Origin of the sequence: Prauserella marina, from assembly GCF_002240355.1 — a bacterium.
GTDB lineage: Bacteria > Actinomycetota > Actinomycetes > Mycobacteriales > Pseudonocardiaceae > Prauserella_A > Prauserella_A marina.
This window is the reverse complement of sequence record NZ_CP016353.1, coordinates 5,540,602-5,558,509: the sequence shown is the minus strand read 5'-3', so window position 1 is coordinate 5,558,509 and position 17,908 is coordinate 5,540,602. Positions and strand designations below refer to the sequence as shown.

The 17,908-nt window shown below is 65.2% G+C and carries 18 protein-coding genes and 2 pseudogenes; 15 read left to right on the top strand and 5 right to left on the bottom strand.

The window, feature by feature from the left end; genetic code table 11:
• Positions 1–19: 19 nt before the first annotated feature.
• Positions 20–454, top strand: coding sequence for a DUF2550 domain-containing protein (locus tag BAY61_RS25630; RefSeq protein WP_091806831.1), 435 nt, complete (start codon positions 20–22; stop codon positions 452–454).
• 24 nt (positions 455–478) lie between these two features.
• Here BAY61_RS25630 and BAY61_RS33700 read toward each other — a convergent pair.
• Positions 479–565 (bottom strand): annotated as a pseudogene (locus tag BAY61_RS33700) (cob(I)yrinic acid a,c-diamide adenosyltransferase); the annotation flags it as partial.
• Between the two features lie 53 nt (positions 566–618).
• The gene (locus BAY61_RS25620) at positions 619–1,026 is read right to left on the bottom strand and encodes an N-acetylmuramic acid 6-phosphate etherase (protein WP_091806834.1); all 408 of its coding nucleotides are present in this window, start codon (positions 1,024–1,026) and stop codon (positions 619–621) included.
• 124 nt (positions 1,027–1,150) lie between these two features.
• Between BAY61_RS25620 and BAY61_RS25615 the strand changes: the two genes are divergently transcribed.
• Positions 1,151–1,807 (top strand): winged helix-turn-helix transcriptional regulator, encoded by a 657-nt coding sequence (locus BAY61_RS25615; RefSeq protein ID WP_211323605.1) that lies wholly within the window; start codon positions 1,151–1,153, stop codon positions 1,805–1,807.
• A gap of 24 nt (positions 1,808–1,831) precedes the next feature.
• Here BAY61_RS25615 and BAY61_RS25610 read toward each other — a convergent pair whose 3' ends face one another.
• Positions 1,832–2,407 (bottom strand): cob(I)yrinic acid a,c-diamide adenosyltransferase, encoded by a 576-nt coding sequence (locus BAY61_RS25610; RefSeq protein WP_091806836.1) that lies wholly within the window; start codon positions 2,405–2,407, stop codon positions 1,832–1,834.
• Between the two features lie 151 nt (positions 2,408–2,558).
• Here BAY61_RS25610 and murA point away from each other — a divergent pair, with 151 nt between their 5' ends.
• The gene (murA, locus tag BAY61_RS25605) at positions 2,559–3,833 is read left to right on the top strand and encodes a UDP-N-acetylglucosamine 1-carboxyvinyltransferase (protein WP_091806837.1); all 1,275 of its coding nucleotides are present in this window, start codon (positions 2,559–2,561) and stop codon (positions 3,831–3,833) included.
• Between the two features lie 319 nt (positions 3,834–4,152).
• On the opposite strand, the gene BAY61_RS25600 is transcribed toward murA, so the two are convergent.
• A complete protein-coding gene (locus tag BAY61_RS25600; RefSeq protein ID WP_091806839.1) occupies positions 4,153–4,776 on the bottom strand; it encodes a LysE family translocator in 624 nt (207 codons plus the stop codon).
• Positions 4,777–4,833: 57 nt separating this feature from the next.
• On the opposite strand from BAY61_RS25600, the pseudogene BAY61_RS25595 reads away from it, so the two are divergent.
• The 10 genes and pseudogenes from BAY61_RS25595 to BAY61_RS25550 all read left to right on the top strand — a co-directional run.
• A pseudogene (locus tag BAY61_RS25595) lies at positions 4,834–6,936 on the top strand (protein meaA); the annotation flags it as partial.
• A 213-nt stretch (positions 6,937–7,149) separates the two neighbouring features.
• Complete coding sequence (ehuB, locus tag BAY61_RS25590; RefSeq protein WP_091806841.1) at positions 7,150–8,052, top strand: ectoine/hydroxyectoine ABC transporter substrate-binding protein EhuB; 903 nt, start codon at positions 7,150–7,152, stop codon at positions 8,050–8,052.
• Between the two features lie 27 nt (positions 8,053–8,079).
• Positions 8,080–8,799, top strand: a complete 720-nt coding sequence (gene ehuC / locus BAY61_RS25585) for an ectoine/hydroxyectoine ABC transporter permease subunit EhuC (RefSeq protein WP_091806843.1) — start codon at positions 8,080–8,082, stop codon at positions 8,797–8,799.
• Positions 8,796–9,458 (top strand): ectoine/hydroxyectoine ABC transporter permease subunit EhuD, encoded by a 663-nt coding sequence (gene ehuD / locus BAY61_RS25580; protein WP_091806845.1) that lies wholly within the window; start codon positions 8,796–8,798, stop codon positions 9,456–9,458. The genes ehuC (BAY61_RS25585) and ehuD (BAY61_RS25580) overlap by 4 nt, the downstream gene beginning before the upstream one ends.
• A 4-nt stretch (positions 9,459–9,462) precedes the next feature.
• Positions 9,463–10,230: an ectoine/hydroxyectoine ABC transporter ATP-binding protein EhuA gene (ehuA, locus tag BAY61_RS25575; RefSeq protein ID WP_091806846.1), complete on the top strand. Its 768-nt coding sequence runs from the start codon at positions 9,463–9,465 to the stop codon at positions 10,228–10,230.
• 298 nt (positions 10,231–10,528) lie between these two features.
• The gene (ehuB, locus tag BAY61_RS25570; RefSeq protein WP_425439992.1) at positions 10,529–11,431 is read left to right on the top strand and encodes an ectoine/hydroxyectoine ABC transporter substrate-binding protein EhuB; all 903 of its coding nucleotides are present in this window, start codon (positions 10,529–10,531) and stop codon (positions 11,429–11,431) included.
• 13 nt (positions 11,432–11,444) lie between these two features.
• Positions 11,445–12,131, top strand: a complete 687-nt coding sequence (gene ehuC, locus BAY61_RS25565; RefSeq protein WP_176879769.1) for an ectoine/hydroxyectoine ABC transporter permease subunit EhuC — start codon at positions 11,445–11,447, stop codon at positions 12,129–12,131.
• Positions 12,128–12,787, top strand: coding sequence for an ectoine/hydroxyectoine ABC transporter permease subunit EhuD (gene ehuD, locus BAY61_RS25560; RefSeq protein ID WP_091806851.1), 660 nt, complete (start codon positions 12,128–12,130; stop codon positions 12,785–12,787). Before ehuC (BAY61_RS25565) ends, ehuD (BAY61_RS25560) begins: the two co-directional genes overlap by 4 nt.
• A gap of 22 nt (positions 12,788–12,809) precedes the next feature.
• The gene (gene ehuA, locus BAY61_RS25555) at positions 12,810–13,589 is read left to right on the top strand and encodes an ectoine/hydroxyectoine ABC transporter ATP-binding protein EhuA (protein WP_091806854.1); all 780 of its coding nucleotides are present in this window, start codon (positions 12,810–12,812) and stop codon (positions 13,587–13,589) included.
• 31 nt (positions 13,590–13,620) lie between these two features.
• Positions 13,621–14,394, top strand: a complete 774-nt coding sequence (locus BAY61_RS25550) for an enoyl-CoA hydratase-related protein (RefSeq protein ID WP_091807448.1) — start codon at positions 13,621–13,623, stop codon at positions 14,392–14,394.
• A gap of 4 nt (positions 14,395–14,398) precedes the next feature.
• Here BAY61_RS25550 and BAY61_RS25545 read toward each other — a convergent pair whose 3' ends face one another.
• Complete coding sequence (locus BAY61_RS25545) at positions 14,399–14,941, bottom strand: NUDIX domain-containing protein (protein ID WP_091806856.1); 543 nt, start codon at positions 14,939–14,941, stop codon at positions 14,399–14,401.
• Between the two features lie 88 nt (positions 14,942–15,029).
• On the opposite strand from BAY61_RS25545, the gene nucS reads away from it, so the two are divergent.
• Complete coding sequence (nucS, locus tag BAY61_RS25540; RefSeq protein WP_091806858.1) at positions 15,030–15,689, top strand: endonuclease NucS; 660 nt, start codon at positions 15,030–15,032, stop codon at positions 15,687–15,689.
• Between the two features lie 511 nt (positions 15,690–16,200).
• Positions 16,201–17,901 (top strand): sodium:solute symporter family protein, encoded by a 1,701-nt coding sequence (locus tag BAY61_RS25535; RefSeq protein WP_091806859.1) that lies wholly within the window; start codon positions 16,201–16,203, stop codon positions 17,899–17,901.
• The last annotated feature ends 7 nt before the right edge of the window (positions 17,902–17,908 follow it).

Here is a 17,908-nt window from a genome sequence, read left to right as displayed (position 1 = left end):
ACGCGAGCGGGAGCCGGCCATGGACATCGCACTTCTGGTCCTCGCCCTCCTGCTCGTGCTGCTCGCCGTCGCGCTGTGGTACTCGCTGCGCTGGGTTCAGATGCGCAAGCACGGCGGGGTCAGTGTCGCGTTGCGCTGGCAACCCGACAAGGAGCGCTCCGGCTGGCATCTCGGCATCGGCCGGTACCAGGGCGAGGAGTTCGTCTGGTATCGCGTGTGGAGTCTGCGCACCGGGCCTGATCGTGTCTTTCGCAGGGAAAACCTTGAGATCGCCGACCGGCGCGAGCCGATCGGTACCGAGTCCTACGCGGTACCAGCCGGTTCGACCGTGCTGCGGTGCGAGTCCGACCGGCAGGAAGCCATCGAGATCGCGATGGGGCCGGGTGCGCTGACCGGTTTTCTTTCCTGGCTAGAGTCGGCTCCTCCCGGCCGCAGGGTGCCCCGCGCCGGCTGAGCGCGGGGCCTTTTCGTACAGCGCCTAACTTCCGCCGCCCGGACGCCACAGCACGTCCCCGTCGGGGTTGGCGACCCTGGCCAGTATGAACAGCAGATCCGAGAGCCGGTTGGCCGGCTGGAAAGCTCCAACCGGCCAACCCGCACCCCCCCATTCGCGACCGGTTACGGATTCAGGTTTGCCATCGCTTCGACGATCTCGGGTTTGTCGGATTGCAGACTCGATCGCCACCCGACGTCGTGCAACGGATAGTGGTTGATCAGGATCAGCACCTCATCGACGTCGGCGAGTCCGGCGTAACCTTCCGCGATCGCCGACTCCACCCTGCGGACCAGGGCCCGTTTGGAATCCAGGTTGCCGAGTTCCGGGACCTCCAGCGTGCAGACCGGGCGGATCGGCCGGACGCCGACTTCCCCGTCTGTCGCGACATTCTCAGTCCGGTACTCGCGTATCCAGCCCCTTGTGTCAGGGACGTGATACGCCTCGTCGAGGGCCGCGGTGATCTCGGCCAGCACCTTGCTCTTGGCTCCGGGTGCGGCACCTTCGGGGACGTCGACAGTGAAAACAGGCATGTGTGTTGTTCCCTTCGTTCGACCGACTGAGCTGGTGCGCACCAACCTGGCTGACGCTAGCAATGTTACTTGGAATTTCCAAGTAATTAATTGGGTTAACAGAGTGTGAGATAGGGTGACGAGTGTGGCACGTAAGAAGAGTTACGACGACGCGTGCGCCATCGCTCATGGCCTGGATCTCGTCGGCGATCGGTGGGCACTGCTCGTCGCCCGTGAGCTGGTTCTCGGACCGAAGCGGTTCACGGATCTGCTGAGCACCCTGCCCGGAATCAGCACCGACATGCTCGCCCAGCGGCTCCGCGAACTGACCGCGTCGGGGATAACCGAGCGCAGAAGGTTGCCTGCGCCCGCATCGTCGTGGGTGTACGAGCTCACCGAGTGGGGTGCGGAACTGGAGCCGGTCATGACACAGCTCGCCCGGTGGAGCAGCCGTTCATCATCGCTACCTCGCGATGCGCCCATCAGTGTCGACGCACTGATCCTCTCGATGAGGGCGCTGTTCGAAACGAAGACCGAAGACGACTTCCGGGCGACTGTCGCCATCCGGGTCGGCGAGGATCATTTCTGGGTCAAGATCGAAGGGGACCGACTCGACCTCGGTCGTGGCGACGCCGGCGAAGCGGAGATCAGTATCAGCAGCGATGTTCATTCACTGCGTCGGTTGATACATACCGCCGAGCCGCTCGACCGGCTTGTCGCCGACGGTGGTCTCCAGGTCACAGGTGACCTCGCCCGACTGGACCGATGGAGGCGGCGATTGCTGCCGGCCGAAACGGGTTGAGTGGACGGGGTCGTGCCGACCGGATCAGTTCTCGCCGCCACCCGGACGCCACAGCACGTCCCCGTGAGGGTTGGCGACCCTGGCAAGTATGAACAGCAGATCCGAGAGCCGGTTGAGGTACTTGACCGCGAGCGCGTTCGTGCGTTCGGGATCCGCTTCGATCAACGCCCACCCTGAGCGCTCCGCTCTGCGAGCCACCGTGCGCGCCTGATGCAGTAGCGCGGCACCTGCCGTGCCGCCGGGCAGGATGAACGACGTCAGCTTGCCGAGCCTGCCGTTGAATTCGTCGCACCAGCCCTCAAGCCGCTCCACATAGCTTTCCGTGATGCGTAGCGGCGGGAACTCCGGATCGGGGACAACGGGCGCGCACAGGTCGGCTCCGACGTCGAAAAGGTCGTTCTGGACGGCGCGCAGCACCGTCGCCACGTCATCGTCGAGTGCTCCGAGCGAGATGGCGACGCCCACCACCGAATTGGTCTCGTCGACGTCGGCGTACGCGCCGAGCCGCGGATCCGTTTTGGGCACTCTCGAACCGTCGCCGAGAGCCGTCGTTCCCTTGTCGCCGACCTTTGTGTAAACGCGATTGATCCGAACCGACATGCCAGGAGTCTACGGTGGTTTTCCTTGGTGGCCCGTGCCTGATCGTCGCGGGCCGGTCAGACGTTTCACCCACATGCCGAATTGTGACGGCATTCCGGGTTGGCATGCCCCTGTACGAACCGGGTGAAGCCAACCGGCATCATTGGCGTCCATGAGCGAGCACTTCGACGTGCATGGCGGCGCACGGCTGGTCGGCGAGGTCGAGGTCGTCGGCGCCAAGAACAGCGTGCTGAAGCTGATGGCCGCTGCCCTGCTCGCGGAGGGCACGACGACCATCACCAACTGTCCCGAGATCCTCGACGTCCCCTTGATGGCCGACGTGTTGCGCAGCGTCGGCTGCACCGTCGTGCTCGACGGCGACGCGGCGCACATCACGACGCCGTCCGAGTTGTCACACAGGGCGGACTCGGCGGCGATGGGCAAGCTGAGGGCGTCGGTGTGCGTGCTGGGACCGTTGGTCGGCAGGCTGAAGAAGGCCGTCGTCGCGTTGCCTGGCGGGGATGCGATCGGCTCAAGGCCGCTCGACATGCACCAGAACGGGCTGCGCAAGCTCGGTGCGACCAGCAGCATCGAGCACGGCTGCGTCGTCGCCGAAGCCGACGGTCTCCACGGTGCGCAGATCTGGCTCGACTTCCCCAGCGTCGGAGCCACCGAGAACATCCTGATGGCGGCCGTGCTCGCCGAGGGCACGACGGTGATCGACAACGCGGCCCGCGAGCCGGAGATCGTCGACATCTGCACGATGCTCGTCGAGATGGGCGCGAAGATCGAGGGCGCGGGCACGTCGACGTTGACCGTCGAGGGCGTTTCGGCGCTCCATCCCACGGAACACAGGGTGATCGGCGACCGGATCGTCGGCGCGACCTGGGCGTTCGCCGCCGCGATGACCCGAGGTGACCTCACCGTCACCGGAGTCGACCCGCATCACCTCGAACTGGTGCTTGAGAAGCTGCGGCTCGCCGGCGCGGAGGTCACCACCTACGACGGCAAGGGTTTCCGCATCGTCCAGCCGGACCGGCCGCGGTCCGTCGACTTCGTGACCCTGCCCTATCCGGGTTTCGCGACCGACCTGCAACCGTTCTCGGTCGCGTTGTCCTCGGTGTGCGAGGGCACGTCGATGATCACCGAGAACGTCTACGAGGCGCGGTTCCGGTTCATCGAGGAGATGGTGCGGCTCGGCGCCGATGCCCGTACGGACGGTCATCACGCGGTGGTGCGCGGGGTCGAGCGACTGTCGAGCGCGCCGGTGTGGGCATCCGACATCAGGGCGGGTGCGGGGCTTGTGCTGGCCGGTCTGTGTGCCGACGGGGTGACGGAGGTGTGGGACGTCTTCCACATCGACCGCGGTTACCCGTACTTCGTGGAAAACCTCAACCGCCTTGGTGCGCGCATCGAGCGGGTGGCCACGGAGCCGGACCGCTCCTGAGCCGAGAGCCCGCGCCCGGCCGGTGCCGCGGTGCGCGAGTCCGCATTCCGCCGCGCGAGTCCCGCGCTCTGGCGCGCGACTTCCGCACCCAGGCCGTCGACTTCTGCATTCAGGCCGGCGAGTGCCGCATTCGGGTCGGCGAGATCCGCGCCCGGCGTGCACTCGGCTGACTCCTCCCGAGTTCTGGTTCCGGCTAGCCATACCCGAGGCCCGAGGCCCGAGGCCCGAGGCCCGATGTCCGATGCCTGGGTGACCCGAGTGCGGATCTCGCCGTTCTGGGTGCGGATGTCGCGCTCCTGGGCGGGGGACTCGCGCCGCGTCAGCCTTCGGCAGCCAGGACGGCACCGAAGCCGATGAGCGTCGCCCCGGAGACCGAGTCCAGCGCGCGGCGCACCTTCCTCCTGCTCAGCCACGCCCGCACCCGGTTGACGAACAACAGGAGCACGAACAGCCACAGCGAGCCGAGCACGGCGACGGTGTAGGCGAGCAGCAGTGCCTCGAACGGCCCCGCGTGCACCGGGTCGAGGAACTGTGGCAGCACGGAGAGGTACAGCGCGAGCACCTTGGGGTTGGTGATGTTGGAAAAGAACCCCTCCCGGAACCTGCGGAACGCGCTCGACCTGTTACCCGCTTCGGCAAGGCCCGAGTAATCACCCCGCCAAGCCATGCGGATGGCCTGAACGCCCAGGTAACAGAGGTAGGCGACACCGAGCCAGCGCAGCGTGTGGAACACCGGCTGCGACTGGACGATGAGCGTTCCCAAACCGAGGGCGACCGCCGTGCCCTGCACGATGTTGCCGACCGCGATACCGGCCGCCGCGAGCAACCCGCCGCGAAAACCGCCCGCGAACGAGTTCTTGAGCGTGACCACCGTGTCCGGTCCAGGCGCGAGCACCACCAGGATCACGAAGATCAGATAGCTACCGTACGAACTCCACGTCACGTACGTTCACGTTAATGGCCCGGCCGCCGCCGTGGCCGTGATTTTCGGTCACAGTGTTCGGCGCCAGAAGTTACCGGCGAGTATCCTGGCGGCACCGGCTGTCTCAGGAGGTGCATGGTGCCCTATCCGACGGATCGCGAGCGGGACCGCCCATGGGTGATGCGCACCTACGCGGGCCATTCCTCGGCCGCCGCATCCAACGAGTTGTACCGGCGCAACCTCGCGAAGGGGCAGACCGGCCTCTCGGTGGCCTTCGATCTGCCGACGCAGACCGGATACGACCCCGACCACCCGCTCTCCAAGGGAGAGGTCGGCAAGGTCGGTGTCCCCGTCGCCCACATCGGCGACATGCGCAGGCTGTTCGACGCCATCCCGCTCACCGAGGCCAACACCTCGATGACGATCAACGCCCCCGCGATGTGGTTGCTCGCGCTCTACGTCACGGTCGCCAGAGAACAGGCCAGTGAGCAGGGGCTCGAAGCCGATGACGCGCTCGGCAAGCTGTCGGGGACGACGCAGAACGACATCATCAAGGAATACCTCTCAAGAGGCACCTACATCTTCCCGCCGGGCCCGAGCCTGCGGCTGACGACGGACGTCATCGCCTGGACGGTCAACAACGTTCCCCGGTGGAATCCGATCAACATCTGTAGTTACCACTTGCAGGAGGCGGGGGCGACTCCCACCCAGGAGGTCGCCTACGCGCTGAGCACGGCGATCGCGGTACTCGACGCGGTGCGCGACTCGGGGCAGATCGCGGCGGCCGACATGGCGAAGGTCGTCGCCCGCATGTCCTTCTTCGTCAACGCCGGGGTGCGGTTCGTCGAAGAGCTGTGCAAGATGCGCGCGTTCGCGGCGCTGTGGGACGAGTTGACCCTCCAGCGGTACGGCGTCACCGATCCCAAGGCCCGCAGGCTGCGCTACGGCGTCCAGGTCAACTCGCTCGGGCTCACCGAGGCGCAGCCCGAGAACAACGTCCAGCGCATCGTGCTGGAGATGCTTGCCGTCTCGCTGTCGAGGAGTGCCCGCGCGAGGGCGATTCAACTGCCCGCGTGGAACGAGGCGCTTGGCTTGCCTCGTCCGTGGGACCAGCAGTGGGCGCTGCGTATGCAGCAGGTGCTGGCCTTCGAGACCGATCTGCTGGAATACGAGGACATCTTCGATGGATCACATGTCATCGAATCCAAAGTGGACGATATTGTTCGAGGGGCGAGAGCCGAGATCGAGCGGGTGCGGGACATGGGCGGCGCGGTGGCGGCCGTCGAGTCGGGATACCTGAAGTCGCAGCTCGTGACGTCGCTCGCCGGTTACCGGAGCAGGATCGAGTCGGGCGAGCGGGTTCTCGTCGGGGTCAACGCGTTCGAGACGACCGAACCCAGCCCGTTGCAGGCAGAGGGCGCGAAGTCGATCGAGACCGCCGATCCGGTCGCGGAGAAGCAGGCGATCGACGCGCTCGAACGGTGGCGGGAGGAAAGGGACGACGAGGCCGCCGCAGCCGCGCTCGACGCGCTCAAAGCAGCCGCTGAGACAACGGAAAACCTCTTCGAGGCGACACTGACCTGCGCGGAGGCCGGTGTCACCACCGGTGAGTGGGGGGCCGCGCTGAGGGAGGTCTTCGGCGAGTATCGCGCTCCGACGGGCGTGGCCGCGGCGGTGTCGGCGACGTCGGCGGCCGAGGGGGCCGACGACATCGCCTCGGTGCGGCGACGCGTCGTGGCGACAGGGGCCGAACTGGGGCAGACCTTGCGCATTCTCGTCGGAAAACCCGGACTGGATGGGCATTCCAACGGCGCGGAACAGGTCGCGGTCAGGGCGCGGGACACCGGTTTCGAAGTCGTCTACCAGGGAATCAGGCTCACGCCGGAACAAATCGTCGCCGCCGCGGTACAGGAAGGCGTGCACGTGGTCGGTTTGTCTGTCCTGTCCGGATCGCATTTGGAAATCGTTCCCGAGGTCGTCGACGGACTGCGCGCGGCAGGAGCCGGCGACATTCCGGTCATCGTCGGCGGGATCATTCCCGCCGCCGACGCGGCTCTGCTGACGCGACGCGGTATCGCCAGGGTGTTCACGCCCAAGGACTACGGGCTCACCGAGATCATGGACGAGATCGTCAGCGTCGTCAGGGAGGCGAACGGTCTCGACCGGATGGGCGTGAGCTGAATGGTGCCTCGGATTCGATACGCGGTGCCGCTTTCCCGTCACGCACCGAATTCGTGATCTCGTTCCGATAACGGCAACTGGTCAGTCGTTCTTCTTTCTTTGACCAAAGGGTTCCCGCGACCTACTTTCGATTTCTAGGACCTGTGCGGGCGGTGACCTGAACGGGGCTCGCATGGGGATTGACAACGAGGTCAATCGAAAAGAGGTGCGGTCATGGCGCACGGCGAGTGGACGCGGCGGGACTTCTTTCGGCAGTCGGCGGTTTTCGGGATGGCCGCGATCGGCGGCCCCGCTTTGCTGGCGGCTTGTTCCGAGGTCCCGCAATCCGGGGAGGGCAACACCCTTCAGCGCCTCAAGGACGCGGGCACGGTGAAGATCGGTATCGCGGGGGAGATTCCGTACGGCTACACCGACAACGGCAAGGTCACGGGTGAGGCGCCCGAAGTGGCGAGGGCGGTTTTCCGCGACCTCGACGTGTCAGGGGTCGAGGCGCAGCAGGTCGAGTTCGGCCAGCTCATCCAGGCGCTCAACGCGGGACAGTACGACATGGTCGCCGCGGGAATGGCGATACTTCCCAGCCGGTGTGCCAACGCGTCGTTCTCGACGGTCGACTACGTGACTCCCACCGCTTTCCTTGTGCCGAAAGGAAATCCCGAACAGATCGACAACTTCGACGACGCGAAGGCGAAAGGCGTCGCCGTCGCGGTGCTGTCGGGAACGGTCGAGCAGGAGGTCGCGACCGCGCTCGGGCTGGCGAAGGACAAGATCCAGCCCTACGACGGTCAGCCGGAACTGTTGCAGGCACTGCTCGACCGCAGGGCTTACTGCGGTGCGTTGACCGACATCTCGCTGAGGGAACTGCTCAAGCAGAACCCGAACGCGCCGCTGGAAGTCACTGAGGGGTTCACCCCGGTCGTCGAAGGGAAGGAGCAGATACAGGCCGGTGGGTTCGTCTTCCGCAAGGCGGACAACGACTTGCGCACCGCTTTCGACGCCGAGCTGAAGAAGATTCAGCAGAGCGGGGAATGGCTGCGGATCGTCACACCCTTCGGGTTCACCGAGGACAACGTGCCGCCGCCGGACGTGACCACCGAGCAGCTCTGTTCAGGGAAGTAGCGGGCGCGCCGCCCGGCTGGGTGTCCGATGTTCGACAACCTGACACTTTTCGTCTCGACGATCGCCAAGGGCCTGCTGCTGACGGTCGAGGCGACACTCGGTGGCATCGTGATCGCTACGGTGCTTTCGGTCGTCGCCGGGCTCGCCATGCTGTCGCCGTCCGTGGTCGTCAGAGTCGTCGCGCGCACCTACGTGGAGATCTGGCGCGGTACGTCCGAAGTGGTCCAGTTGCTGTGGATCTACTTCGTACTGCCGATTCTGACCGGATTCCAGCTCGTCCCGTTGTGGGCCGGTATCACGGTCCTCGGCCTGAACTTCGGCGCATACGGCGCCGAGATCGTGCGGGGCGCCGTTCAGGCGGTCCCGAGGGAACAGTACGAGGGCTGTGTCGCACTCAGTCTCAGCCCGGCACAGCGCATGCGCAGGGTCATTCTGCCGCAGGCATTCGCCGACATGATCCCGCCGTTCAACAACCTCTTCATCCAGTTGCTCAAGGGCAGCGCGCTGCTGACGATCATCACCGTTCCCGAGATCACCTATCAGGCTCGTGAGGTGCTTCTCATCAGGCACACCGATCAGACGGTGCTGATCTTCGTGCTGGTGCTGCTCTTCTATCTCGCACTGTCCATTGTGATCACCGTCGGCATGAGGCTGCTCGAAAGGAAGGCGGCGGCGCGGCTCGGTCGCAGGCCCGCGGAACGCACCGCGTTCTTCGCGAAGGTCGGCCAGGGGAGCGGGGTCGCATGAACTGGTCGTGGGACTGGAACTACGCGTGGAGCGTGCTTCCCTCGCTCGGCGAGGGACTTGTCGTCACCGTCGAGGCGACCGTGTTCGGTTCCCTGCTCGCCTATGTGCTGGGCCTCGTCTTCGCTTTGCTGCGCCGATCGCGGTTCTGGCTGGTCCGGACCATCGTCTGGTTGTTCGTCGAGTTCGTGCGGAGCACCCCGCTGCTGGTCCAGCTGTTCTTCCTGTTTTTCGTACTCCCCGACATCGGCATCCGGCTCTCGCCGTTGCTGACCGGCGTCATCGGGCTCGGCCTGCACTACGCGACCTACACGGCCGAGGTCTACCGGGCCGGTATCGAGGGTGTTCCGAAGGGACAGTGGGAAGCCGCCCGCGCGCTGAGCCTGCCGAGGGGACGGACCTGGACCGCGGTGATCCTGCCCCAGGCCATCCCGAGGGTGCTGCCCGCGCTCGGTAACTACACGATCTCGATGTTCAAGGAGACACCGCTGCTGTTGACGATCAGCGTGCTCGACATCGTCGGGGCGGCCTACGAGGTGGGCTCGTCCTCCTTCCGGTTCGTGGAGCCGCTGACCATGGCCGGGATCCTCTTCCTGTTGCTGAGCTACCCGTCCTCGCTTTTCGTCCGATGGTTGGAGCGTCGCTTTGGAATCGCACACTGAGCCCATGATCCGGTTCTCCGGAGTCGAGAAGAGGTTCGGCGCCCACGTCGTCCTGAGCGAACTGGACTTCGTCGTCTCGCCGGGCGAGTTCGTCACGCTGATCGGGCCGAGCGGGTCCGGCAAGACCACGATCCTCCGGCTACTGATGACCCTGGAGAAAGTGGACGGTGGCACGATCGAGGTCGATGGTGAGTTCCTGTCCCACATGGATCGGGGAGGGGAACTCGTTGCATCCGACGAGAAACACCAGCGCAGGATCCGCAAGCGGATCGGCATGGTGTTCCAGCAGTTCAACCTGTTCCCCAACATGCCGGTGCTGCGCAACATCACCGAGGCTCCCGTTCGCGCGCTCGGGTTGTCCAAAGCGGAGGCGGAGCAGCGGGCGCTGGAACTGCTGGAACTCGTCGGGCTTTCAGAGAAGGTCGGCGCGCACCCCACCCAGCTGTCCGGTGGTCAGCAGCAGCGGGTCGCGATCGCGAGGGCGCTGGCCATGCGGCCGAAGGTGCTGCTGCTCGACGAGGTGACCTCGGCGCTCGACCCGGAGTTGGTCGCCGGAGTTCTCGGAGTACTGAAGAACATCGCGAAGACCACCGACATCACTTTCCTTTGCGTGACACACGAGATGCGGTTCGCGAGGGACGTATCCGACCGGGTGCTCATGTTCGACAACGGACAGGTGATCGAGGAAGGGGTTCCGGAGATGTTGTTCACTCGTCCTGAGCACGAGCGAACAAGGGAGTTTCTGCACGCGGTGATCGACCGCGCGGGCTGACGAGGAGGCGCGCGCGACGGACGCCGACTGGGCCCGCTCGGGGCACCCAGTTGCCTCCCCTCCTGTCTTCTTCCCGGCGAATCCCGGAATTTACGCAGGTATCGCGCATGTTGCCCACGCACGTCCACGCATTGCGACGGTCATCGAAACTTGATCTCCGTCGATGGAAATTTTCCGAACGGATTGCGCGCAAACGGGTGACTTGCCTAGGGTAAGCGCAATCGAGTCCGCGCTGAGGTCTCATCGGCTCACCCCGATGGGAAGGACAGGGAGCTACGAGTACGTGAATTCCTCCAGCCTGAACAGGCGTGGGTTTCTCCGCGGTGCGTCCGGCTTAACCCTTGGTCTCGCGGTTGGTGGTGGCGCGCTTGTCAGCGGCTGCACATCGATCAGCGTGGCGGCCGACGGCGAGGGCGGAGACCTACTCAATCGACTGCGTGACGAGGGAAACGTCCGGATGGGCTTCGCCAACGAGCGACCATTCGGCTTCATCAACAAGGAGGGTGTGCTCACCGGAGAGGCTCCCGAGGTCGGCAAGGAAATCTTCCGCAGGCTGGGCGTCGACTCCTTCGAACCGAAATTGGCCGACTTCAGTTCGCTGATCCCCGGTCTCAAGGCCGGGCTCTTCGACGTGATCTCGGCCGGTATGTACATCACCCCCGCGCGGTGCGCCGAAATCGAGTTCACGAACCCCGACTACAACGCGCCCGCCGCGTTGCTCCTGCCGCGGGGAAACCCGATGGGACTGTCTGATTTGGACAGCGTCGTGGAGAAGCGTGCCAGGATCGGTGTGCTGACCGGTTCCGTCGAGGAGGGCTACGCGAGTGACGTCGGTATTCCGGGAGGAAGGATCGTGGTGTTCCCCGACCAGTCCTCCGGCATCGACGGTGTGCTCGCCAACAGGGCCGACTGCCTGATGCTCACCAGGCTCTCTCTCGACGCCGCGCTCGGCCAGCGGCAGGGAATCGCGCTGGAGGTCGGTGAGACCTTCGTTCCCATCGTCAATGGCGTGAAGCAGTACGGCGCGGGTGGTTTCGGGTTCAGGAAAGGGGAGACCGCGATCGTCGACGAGTTCAATCGCGAGCTCGCGGCGATGCAGCGCAGCGGCGACGTGCTGAGGCTCACCCGTCCCTTCGGGTTCTCCCAGGACGAGATGACCGACCTCACGGCACAGGCGTTGTGCACCGGAACCGCGGACTGAAGGGGGCCTGATCATGTCTGCCGGCTTGATGGCCTATGTCTGGGAGGGCTTGCGCAACACCCTCCTGCTCACCGTGTTCGGTGCGCTCCTGGGGCTCGCCTTCGCCTTCATCGCTGGACTCGCGCGTACCAGCAAGCGCAAGACCGTCCGGGCGATCGCGATGGTCTATACCGAAGTGTTCCGCGGATTTCCCTCACTGGTGCTGCTCTTCGCGCTGATCTTCATCATCCCGCAGTTCGGTTACCAGTTGAATCCGCTCTTCGCGGGCATTCTCGCGCTGGCGCTCAACATCGGTGCCTACGCGGCCGAGGTGGTTCGCGGCGCCATTCGCGCCGTCCCGCCTGGACAGATCGAGGCGGCCGTCGCGCTGAACTTCACCCCGATGCAGCGGATGCGAAAAGTCGTGCTGCCACAGGCGGTCGTCGCGATGATCCCACCGTTCACCAACAACCTCATCGAGTTGCTCAAACAGACCTCGCTGGTGTCCCTGGTCTACATCTCCGACTTGACCTTCTCCGCGCAGCTCATCAGGGCCTCGACAGGGGAGACCGCACTGGTGTTCTTCGGCCTGCTCGTCGGCTACGGCGTGATCGCGTTCGTTTTCGTGACGATCATGAAGCTGCTCGAACGCATGGCAGCCCGTTCGCTCGGCCGCAAGGTTTCCTCCGGCCTTTTCGGCGCTAAGAAGGTGGCAGCGTGAACTTCGACTGGAGCCAGGTGTGGGACGCGATGCCCACCATGCTGGACGGCCTGCTGGTCGCGCTCACCGCAACCGGCATCGGCTACGTCATCGCGCTGATCCTCGGACTCGTCTTCGCGCTGGCGAGGCGTAGTCCGAACCGCTGGGTGAGCATGCCGGTCGGTTTCCTCGTCGAGTTCATCCGCTCGACGCCGCTGCTCGTTCAGCTGTTCTTCTTTTTCTACGTGCTTCCGCTCATCGGCATCAGCGTCTCGCCGTTGGCGACCGGCGCGTTCGCGCTGGGCCTGCACTACGCGACCTACGTGTCCGAGGTCTACCGCTCCGGCATCGACGGTGTCCCACCTGGACAGTGGGAGGCGTCGACCGCGCTGAACCTCTCGACCCGGCGTACCTGGACGAATGTCATCCTGCCGCAGGCGATCCCCAGGGTGGTGCCCGCGCTGGCCAACTACATCATCGCGATGTTCAAGGACACCCCGCAGTTGCTCGCCATCACGGTGGTGGAAATGCTCGGCGGTGCCATCGCGATCGGCTCGGAGACCTTCCGCTATTCCGAACCGATCGCGGCGGCTGGGATGGTGTACTTGGTCGTCGCGCTCGTGATGGCCTGGATCGCGCGCATCGTAGAACGCCGGTTCGGCCAGGTTCGCGTCTGAGACAAGCTAGAGAGGAAATCCCTTGACCAACGGTGACTTCATCACGTTCGAAGGCGTGCACAAGGCATTCGGCCAGAACGTGGTGCTCGACGACCTCTCGTTCTCGGTCGGCTCGGGTGAGCGGGTTACTCTCATCGGCCCGAGTGGGTCCGGAAAGACCACGATCCTGCGCATGCTGATGACGCTCACGAGGCCGGATCGCGGCACCATCAAGGTGAACGGCGACTACCTGTACCACGAACAGCGGGGTGACAAGCTCGTTCCGGCGAGCGAGGCGCACATCCGCAAGGTGCGCAGCCGGATCACCATGGTGTTCCAGCATTTCAACCTGTTCCCCAACATGAAGGTCCTTCGCAACGTCACCGAGGCGCCGATTCACGTGCTCGGTAAGTCCAAGGACGAGGCCGAGGCGAGGGGCAAGGAACTGCTGGAGATGGTGGGGCTCAGCGACAAGCTGGATGCCCACCCCTCACAGCTTTCCGGCGGTCAGCAGCAGCGGGTCGCGATCGCGAGGGCGCTCGCCGTCGATCCCGACGTGCTGTTGCTCGACGAGGTGACCTCGGCACTCGACCCCGAGATCGCGGCCGAAGTACTTGACGTGCTGCGGGACATCGCCAAGACGACCGACGTCACGATGCTCCTCGTGACACACGCGATGAAGTTCGCGCGCGACGTGTCGCACCGGGTGCTGATGTTCAACGAGGGAAGGATCATCGAGGACGGCACGCCAGAGCAGCTGTTCAACGAACCCGAACAGGACCGCACACGGACCTTCCTCAAGTCCGTCCTCGACGAGACCTGACATCTCCGGTCATGGCCGTTACGGTCGGGTGATGGGCGAGTTCGAGCACGTCCTCGTCAAACGCGAGGACGACACGGTCACCATCACCATGAACCGCGCCGCACGGCGCAATTCGCTGTCAGAGGAACATTTGCGCGAATTGCTCGCGGCGTTCCGGCAGACCGCCGAGTCCGACGCGACCGGAATCGTGCTCGCGGGCGCTGGCCCCGTGTTCTCCGCGGGACACGATTTCGGCGACGTGGCGGCGAGGGACCTGATGGGCGTCAGGGATCTGTTGCGCCTGTGCACCGATCTCATGGGAACGATCCAGTCGGCGCCTCAGGTGGTGATCGCGAGGGTGCACGGCCTGGCGACCGCGGCGGGCTGCCAGCTCGTCGCCTCGTGTGACCTCGCGGTGGCCGCCGAGTCGTCGGGTTTTGCTTTGCCCGGCGGGAAAGGCGGCTGGTTCTGCCATACGCCCGCCGTTCCGGTTGCCCGCGCCGTCGGTCGCAAACGGCTGATGGAACTGGCGCTCACCGGTGACGCCATCGACGCGCTGACCGCACTGGAATGGGGACTCGTCAACAGGGTCGTTCCCGACGATCGGCTCGACGAGGCCGTCGCGGAACTACTCGGAAGGGCGACCCGGGGCAGCAGGGCGGCCAAGGCGCTCGGCAAGCAGACCCTCTACGCGCAGCTCGACCGCCCCGAGGCCGATGCCTACGCGCTCGCCGTGGAGGTGATGGCGTCCGCCTCGCAACTTCCCGGCGCGAAGGAAGGAATGGCGGCGTTCCTTGAGAAGCGCAAGCCGGAGTGGCCGGACTGACCGCTCACCTCGTTCGTTCGTGCAGAAGTAGCAGAGCGTAAGCCGCAAGCGATTGCGCGTCGGTGAGTTCACCGCTGGTGATCAACTTGTCGACGTCGGCACGGGAGAACCAGGCGGCCAGCATGTCCTGCTCCTCCGGTTCGCGATCCGGCTCGCCCCGCGTCAACTCGGTCGCGAGGTAGGCGGTTCCGCGCTGGCTCGACATACCCGCCGCGACGTCGAGCACGCCGAGTTCGACAAGCGAACCGGCGGCGAGCCCCGTCTCCTCGCGAAGTTCTCTCGCGGCCAGCGTCTTCGGATCCTGATCGGCCCTTCCCGGCGCGGTGCCTTGAGGGAACTCCCATCGAGACAACCCGAGCGGGTACCTGAACTGCCTGACGAGCTGCAACCGGTCGCCTTCGGAAGCAATGATCAACGCGTAGTGCGGTTTGTCGACCACGCCGTAGATTCCCCGCGAGCCGTCCTGCCTGCGGATTTCGTCCTCTCGCACGGTCATCCATTCGTTCCGGTACACCTCGCGGCTCGACACGCGCTGTATGGGGTCCACACCACGAGTCTGCCAAGTCGTTTAGTCTCTGCCGGGTGCTGCCACCCGTTGCCGCTACCGTCGGCCCGACTCGCCTAATCTCTCGATCGTGCGTCTCGTAATTGCCCGGTGCCAGGTCGACTACGCCGGCCGGCTCACCGCCCATCTGCCCATGGCCACCCGCCTGCTGCTGGTGAAGTCGGACGGTTCGGTCTCCGTGCACTCCGACGACCGCGCCTACAAGCCGCTGAACTGGATGAGCCCGCCGTGCTGGCTCATCGAGGACGGCAACCTGTGGATCGTGGAGAACAAGGCGGGCGAGAAGCTCGTCATCACCATCGAGAACGTGATCGACGAGATGAAGCACGACCTCGGCGCGGAGCCGGGGCTCGTCAAAGACGGCGTCGAGGCACACCTCCAGGAACTGCTCGCCGAGCACATCACGACACTCGGCGACGGCTATTCGCTGGTGCGAAGGGAATACCCGACCGCGATCGGTCCCGTCGACATCCTCGCCCGCGACGCGGGCGGAGCCGCTGTCGCCGTCGAGATCAAGCGCCGTGGTGAGATCGACGGCGTCGAGCAGCTCACCAGGTACCTCGAACTGCTCAACCGGGATCCGTTGCTGTCGCCGGTGCAGGGTGTTTTCGCGGCCCAGCAGATCAAGCCGCAGGCTCGAACGCTCGCCGAGGATCGCGGCATCCGCTGCGTCACTCTCGACTACGACTCACTACGCGGCATCGAATCCAACGAATTCCGCCTCTTCTAGGACTGGTTTGTGGCTGGGCTGCTTGGCGGTGCGGGTGGCGGAACCTGAGGCGGTTTCTCGCTGCGGCTCGAGCTGACGGCCCCACTTGAGGTGGCTACGCCGCTGAAACGCGCGCTGGCTGGCTAGCGGGGGTTGCTGGCGCCGGGTGGCGCTGTTTCTTGTTGTGTTCTGTTGCGGGCCTGGGCTCACGGGTGCGGCTTGCCCGTTCGCGTTGTCTCGACGGCCTGACCTGCCCCGAACGCGGATGTCGGCGTCCCGAACGCGCATCTCGGTGGCCCGGGTGCGGATCTCGCGCGCCTGGGTGCGGATCTCGACGTCCTGGGTGCGGATCTCGCACGGCACCGGATCGGGTGCGACTCGGTGGACTCTCCGCGAGCTTCCCGGACACATCGTCACCAACCCACTTCGATTTGCTCTGCGGCATTCACCTCGGTGAAATCGTGCGGTAATGTTCGCCGCCAGGTTAATCCTGGTGGTTGTTGTTGACTGGTGTTGATTCTGGAGGTGGGGCGTGGACGTACTGGCCGAGGCAAACCTGCGGCTCGACGCCAACGCGGTCGACTACGTGCTGCTCGCGTTCTACTTCGTCCTCGTACTCGGTATCGGTTATCTGGCCAGGAGGCAGGTGTCGACCAGCCTCGACTTCTTCCTCTCCGGCCGATCGCTGCCCGCGTGGGTGACCGGTCTCGCGTTCATCGCGGCCAACCTCGGAGCCATCGAGGTCATGGGCATGTCGGCGAACGGGGCCGAGTACGGGATGCCGACCGCGCACTACTTCTGGATCGGCGCGGTACCCGCGATGCTGTTCCTCGGCATCGTGATGATGCCGTTCTACTACGGCTCGAAGGTTCGCAGCGTTCCCGAGTTCATGCTGCGCAGGTTCGGCAAACCGGCACACCTCGTCAACGGCATCAGTTTCGCGCTGGCACAGGTACTCATCGCGGGTGCCAACCTGTTCCTGCTCGCCAGCGTCGTCAACCTGCTGCTCGGCTGGCCCATCTGGGTGTCGGTCGTCCTCGCCGCGGTGATCGTGCTGTCCTACACGGCGCTCGGCGGCCTCTCCGCCGCGATCTACAACGAGGTTCTCCAGTTCTTCGTCATCGTCGCGGCCCTGCTGCCGCTGACCATCGTCGGCCTCTACAAGGTCGGCGGCTGGGAAGGGCTCGTCGACAAGGTCAGCGGCGGACCGGGCGGAGCCGAACAGCTCAGTTCGTGGCCCGGCAATCAGCTCACCGGATTCGGCGACAACTTCCTTTCCGTGCTCGGTCTCGTCTTCGGACTGGGTTTCGTGTTGTCCTTCGGTTACTGGACGACCAACTTCGTCGAGGTACAGAGGGCCATGGCCTCCAAGAGCATGTCGGCGGCGAGGCGGACCCCCATCATCGGCGCCTTCCCCAAGCTCGCCATGCCGTTCATCGTGATCATCCCCGGCATGATCGCGGGCGTCACGGTCACCGAACTCATGGGCGAGAACAAGGCCGCGCTGATGGAAGGGGGCGAGGCGCCGAGCGGGGCCACCTTCAACAACGCGTTGCTGCTGTTGATGAGAGACCTGTTACCCAACGGCATGCTCGGCATCGCCATCGCGGGACTGCTGGCGTCCTTCATGGCCGGTATGGCCGCGAACCTGAGTTCGTTCAACACCGTGTTCACCTACGACATCTGGCAGGCCTACATCAAGAAGGGCCGACCGGACGACTACTACCTGCGAACGGGCAGGGTCGTGACGGCGGCGGCCACCGTGCTGGCGATCGGAACCGCGTTCATCGCCTCCACCTACAGCAACCTGATGGACTACCTGCAACAGCTCTTCTCGTTCTTCAACGCGCCGCTGTTCGCCACGTTCATCCTCGGTATGTTCTGGAAACGGATGACGCCGACGGCCGGCTGGCTCGGCCTCGTCACCGGTACCGGCGCCGCGGTGGGAGTCTTCCTGCTCGCCGAGACCGGGGTGTGGGAGCTGCCGGGCCAGGGCGCCTCGTTCGTCGGTGCGGGCGCGGCGTTCGTCGTCGACATCGTGGTCAGCGTGGTGGCGACCTACCTGACCCAGCCGAAGCCCGCGGCCCAGCTCGCCGGGCTGGTGTACTCGCTGACGCCGAAGGAGACGCTGAAACACTCGACATCGGGCGATGACGCCGGCTGGTACCGCAACCCCGGTCTGCTCGCGGGGATCGTGCTGGCCATCACCATCGTGCTGAACATCATCTTCTAGGAGGCGC

Excerpts from the sequence above, each read along its gene's own strand:
- BAY61_RS25630 (WP_091806831.1), top strand. The coding sequence starts at position 20 with ATGGACATCGCACTTCTGGTCCTCGCCCTCCTGCTCGTGCTGCTCGCC.
- BAY61_RS25620 (WP_091806834.1), bottom strand. The coding sequence starts at position 1,026 with ATGCCTGTTTTCACTGTCGACGTCCCCGAAGGTGCCGCACCCGGAGCC.
- BAY61_RS25610 (WP_091806836.1), bottom strand. The coding sequence starts at position 2,407 with ATGTCGGTTCGGATCAATCGCGTTTACACAAAGGTCGGCGACAAGGGA.
- murA (WP_091806837.1), top strand. The coding sequence starts at position 2,559 with ATGAGCGAGCACTTCGACGTGCATGGCGGCGCACGGCTGGTCGGCGAG.
- ehuB (WP_091806841.1), top strand. The coding sequence starts at position 7,150 with ATGGCGCACGGCGAGTGGACGCGGCGGGACTTCTTTCGGCAGTCGGCG.
- ehuC (WP_091806843.1), top strand. The coding sequence starts at position 8,080 with ATGTTCGACAACCTGACACTTTTCGTCTCGACGATCGCCAAGGGCCTG.
- ehuD (WP_091806845.1), top strand. The coding sequence starts at position 8,796 with ATGAACTGGTCGTGGGACTGGAACTACGCGTGGAGCGTGCTTCCCTCG.
- ehuA (WP_091806846.1), top strand. The coding sequence starts at position 9,463 with ATGATCCGGTTCTCCGGAGTCGAGAAGAGGTTCGGCGCCCACGTCGTC.
- ehuC (WP_176879769.1), top strand. The coding sequence starts at position 11,445 with ATGTCTGCCGGCTTGATGGCCTATGTCTGGGAGGGCTTGCGCAACACC.
- BAY61_RS25550 (WP_091807448.1), top strand. The coding sequence starts at position 13,621 with ATGGGCGAGTTCGAGCACGTCCTCGTCAAACGCGAGGACGACACGGTC.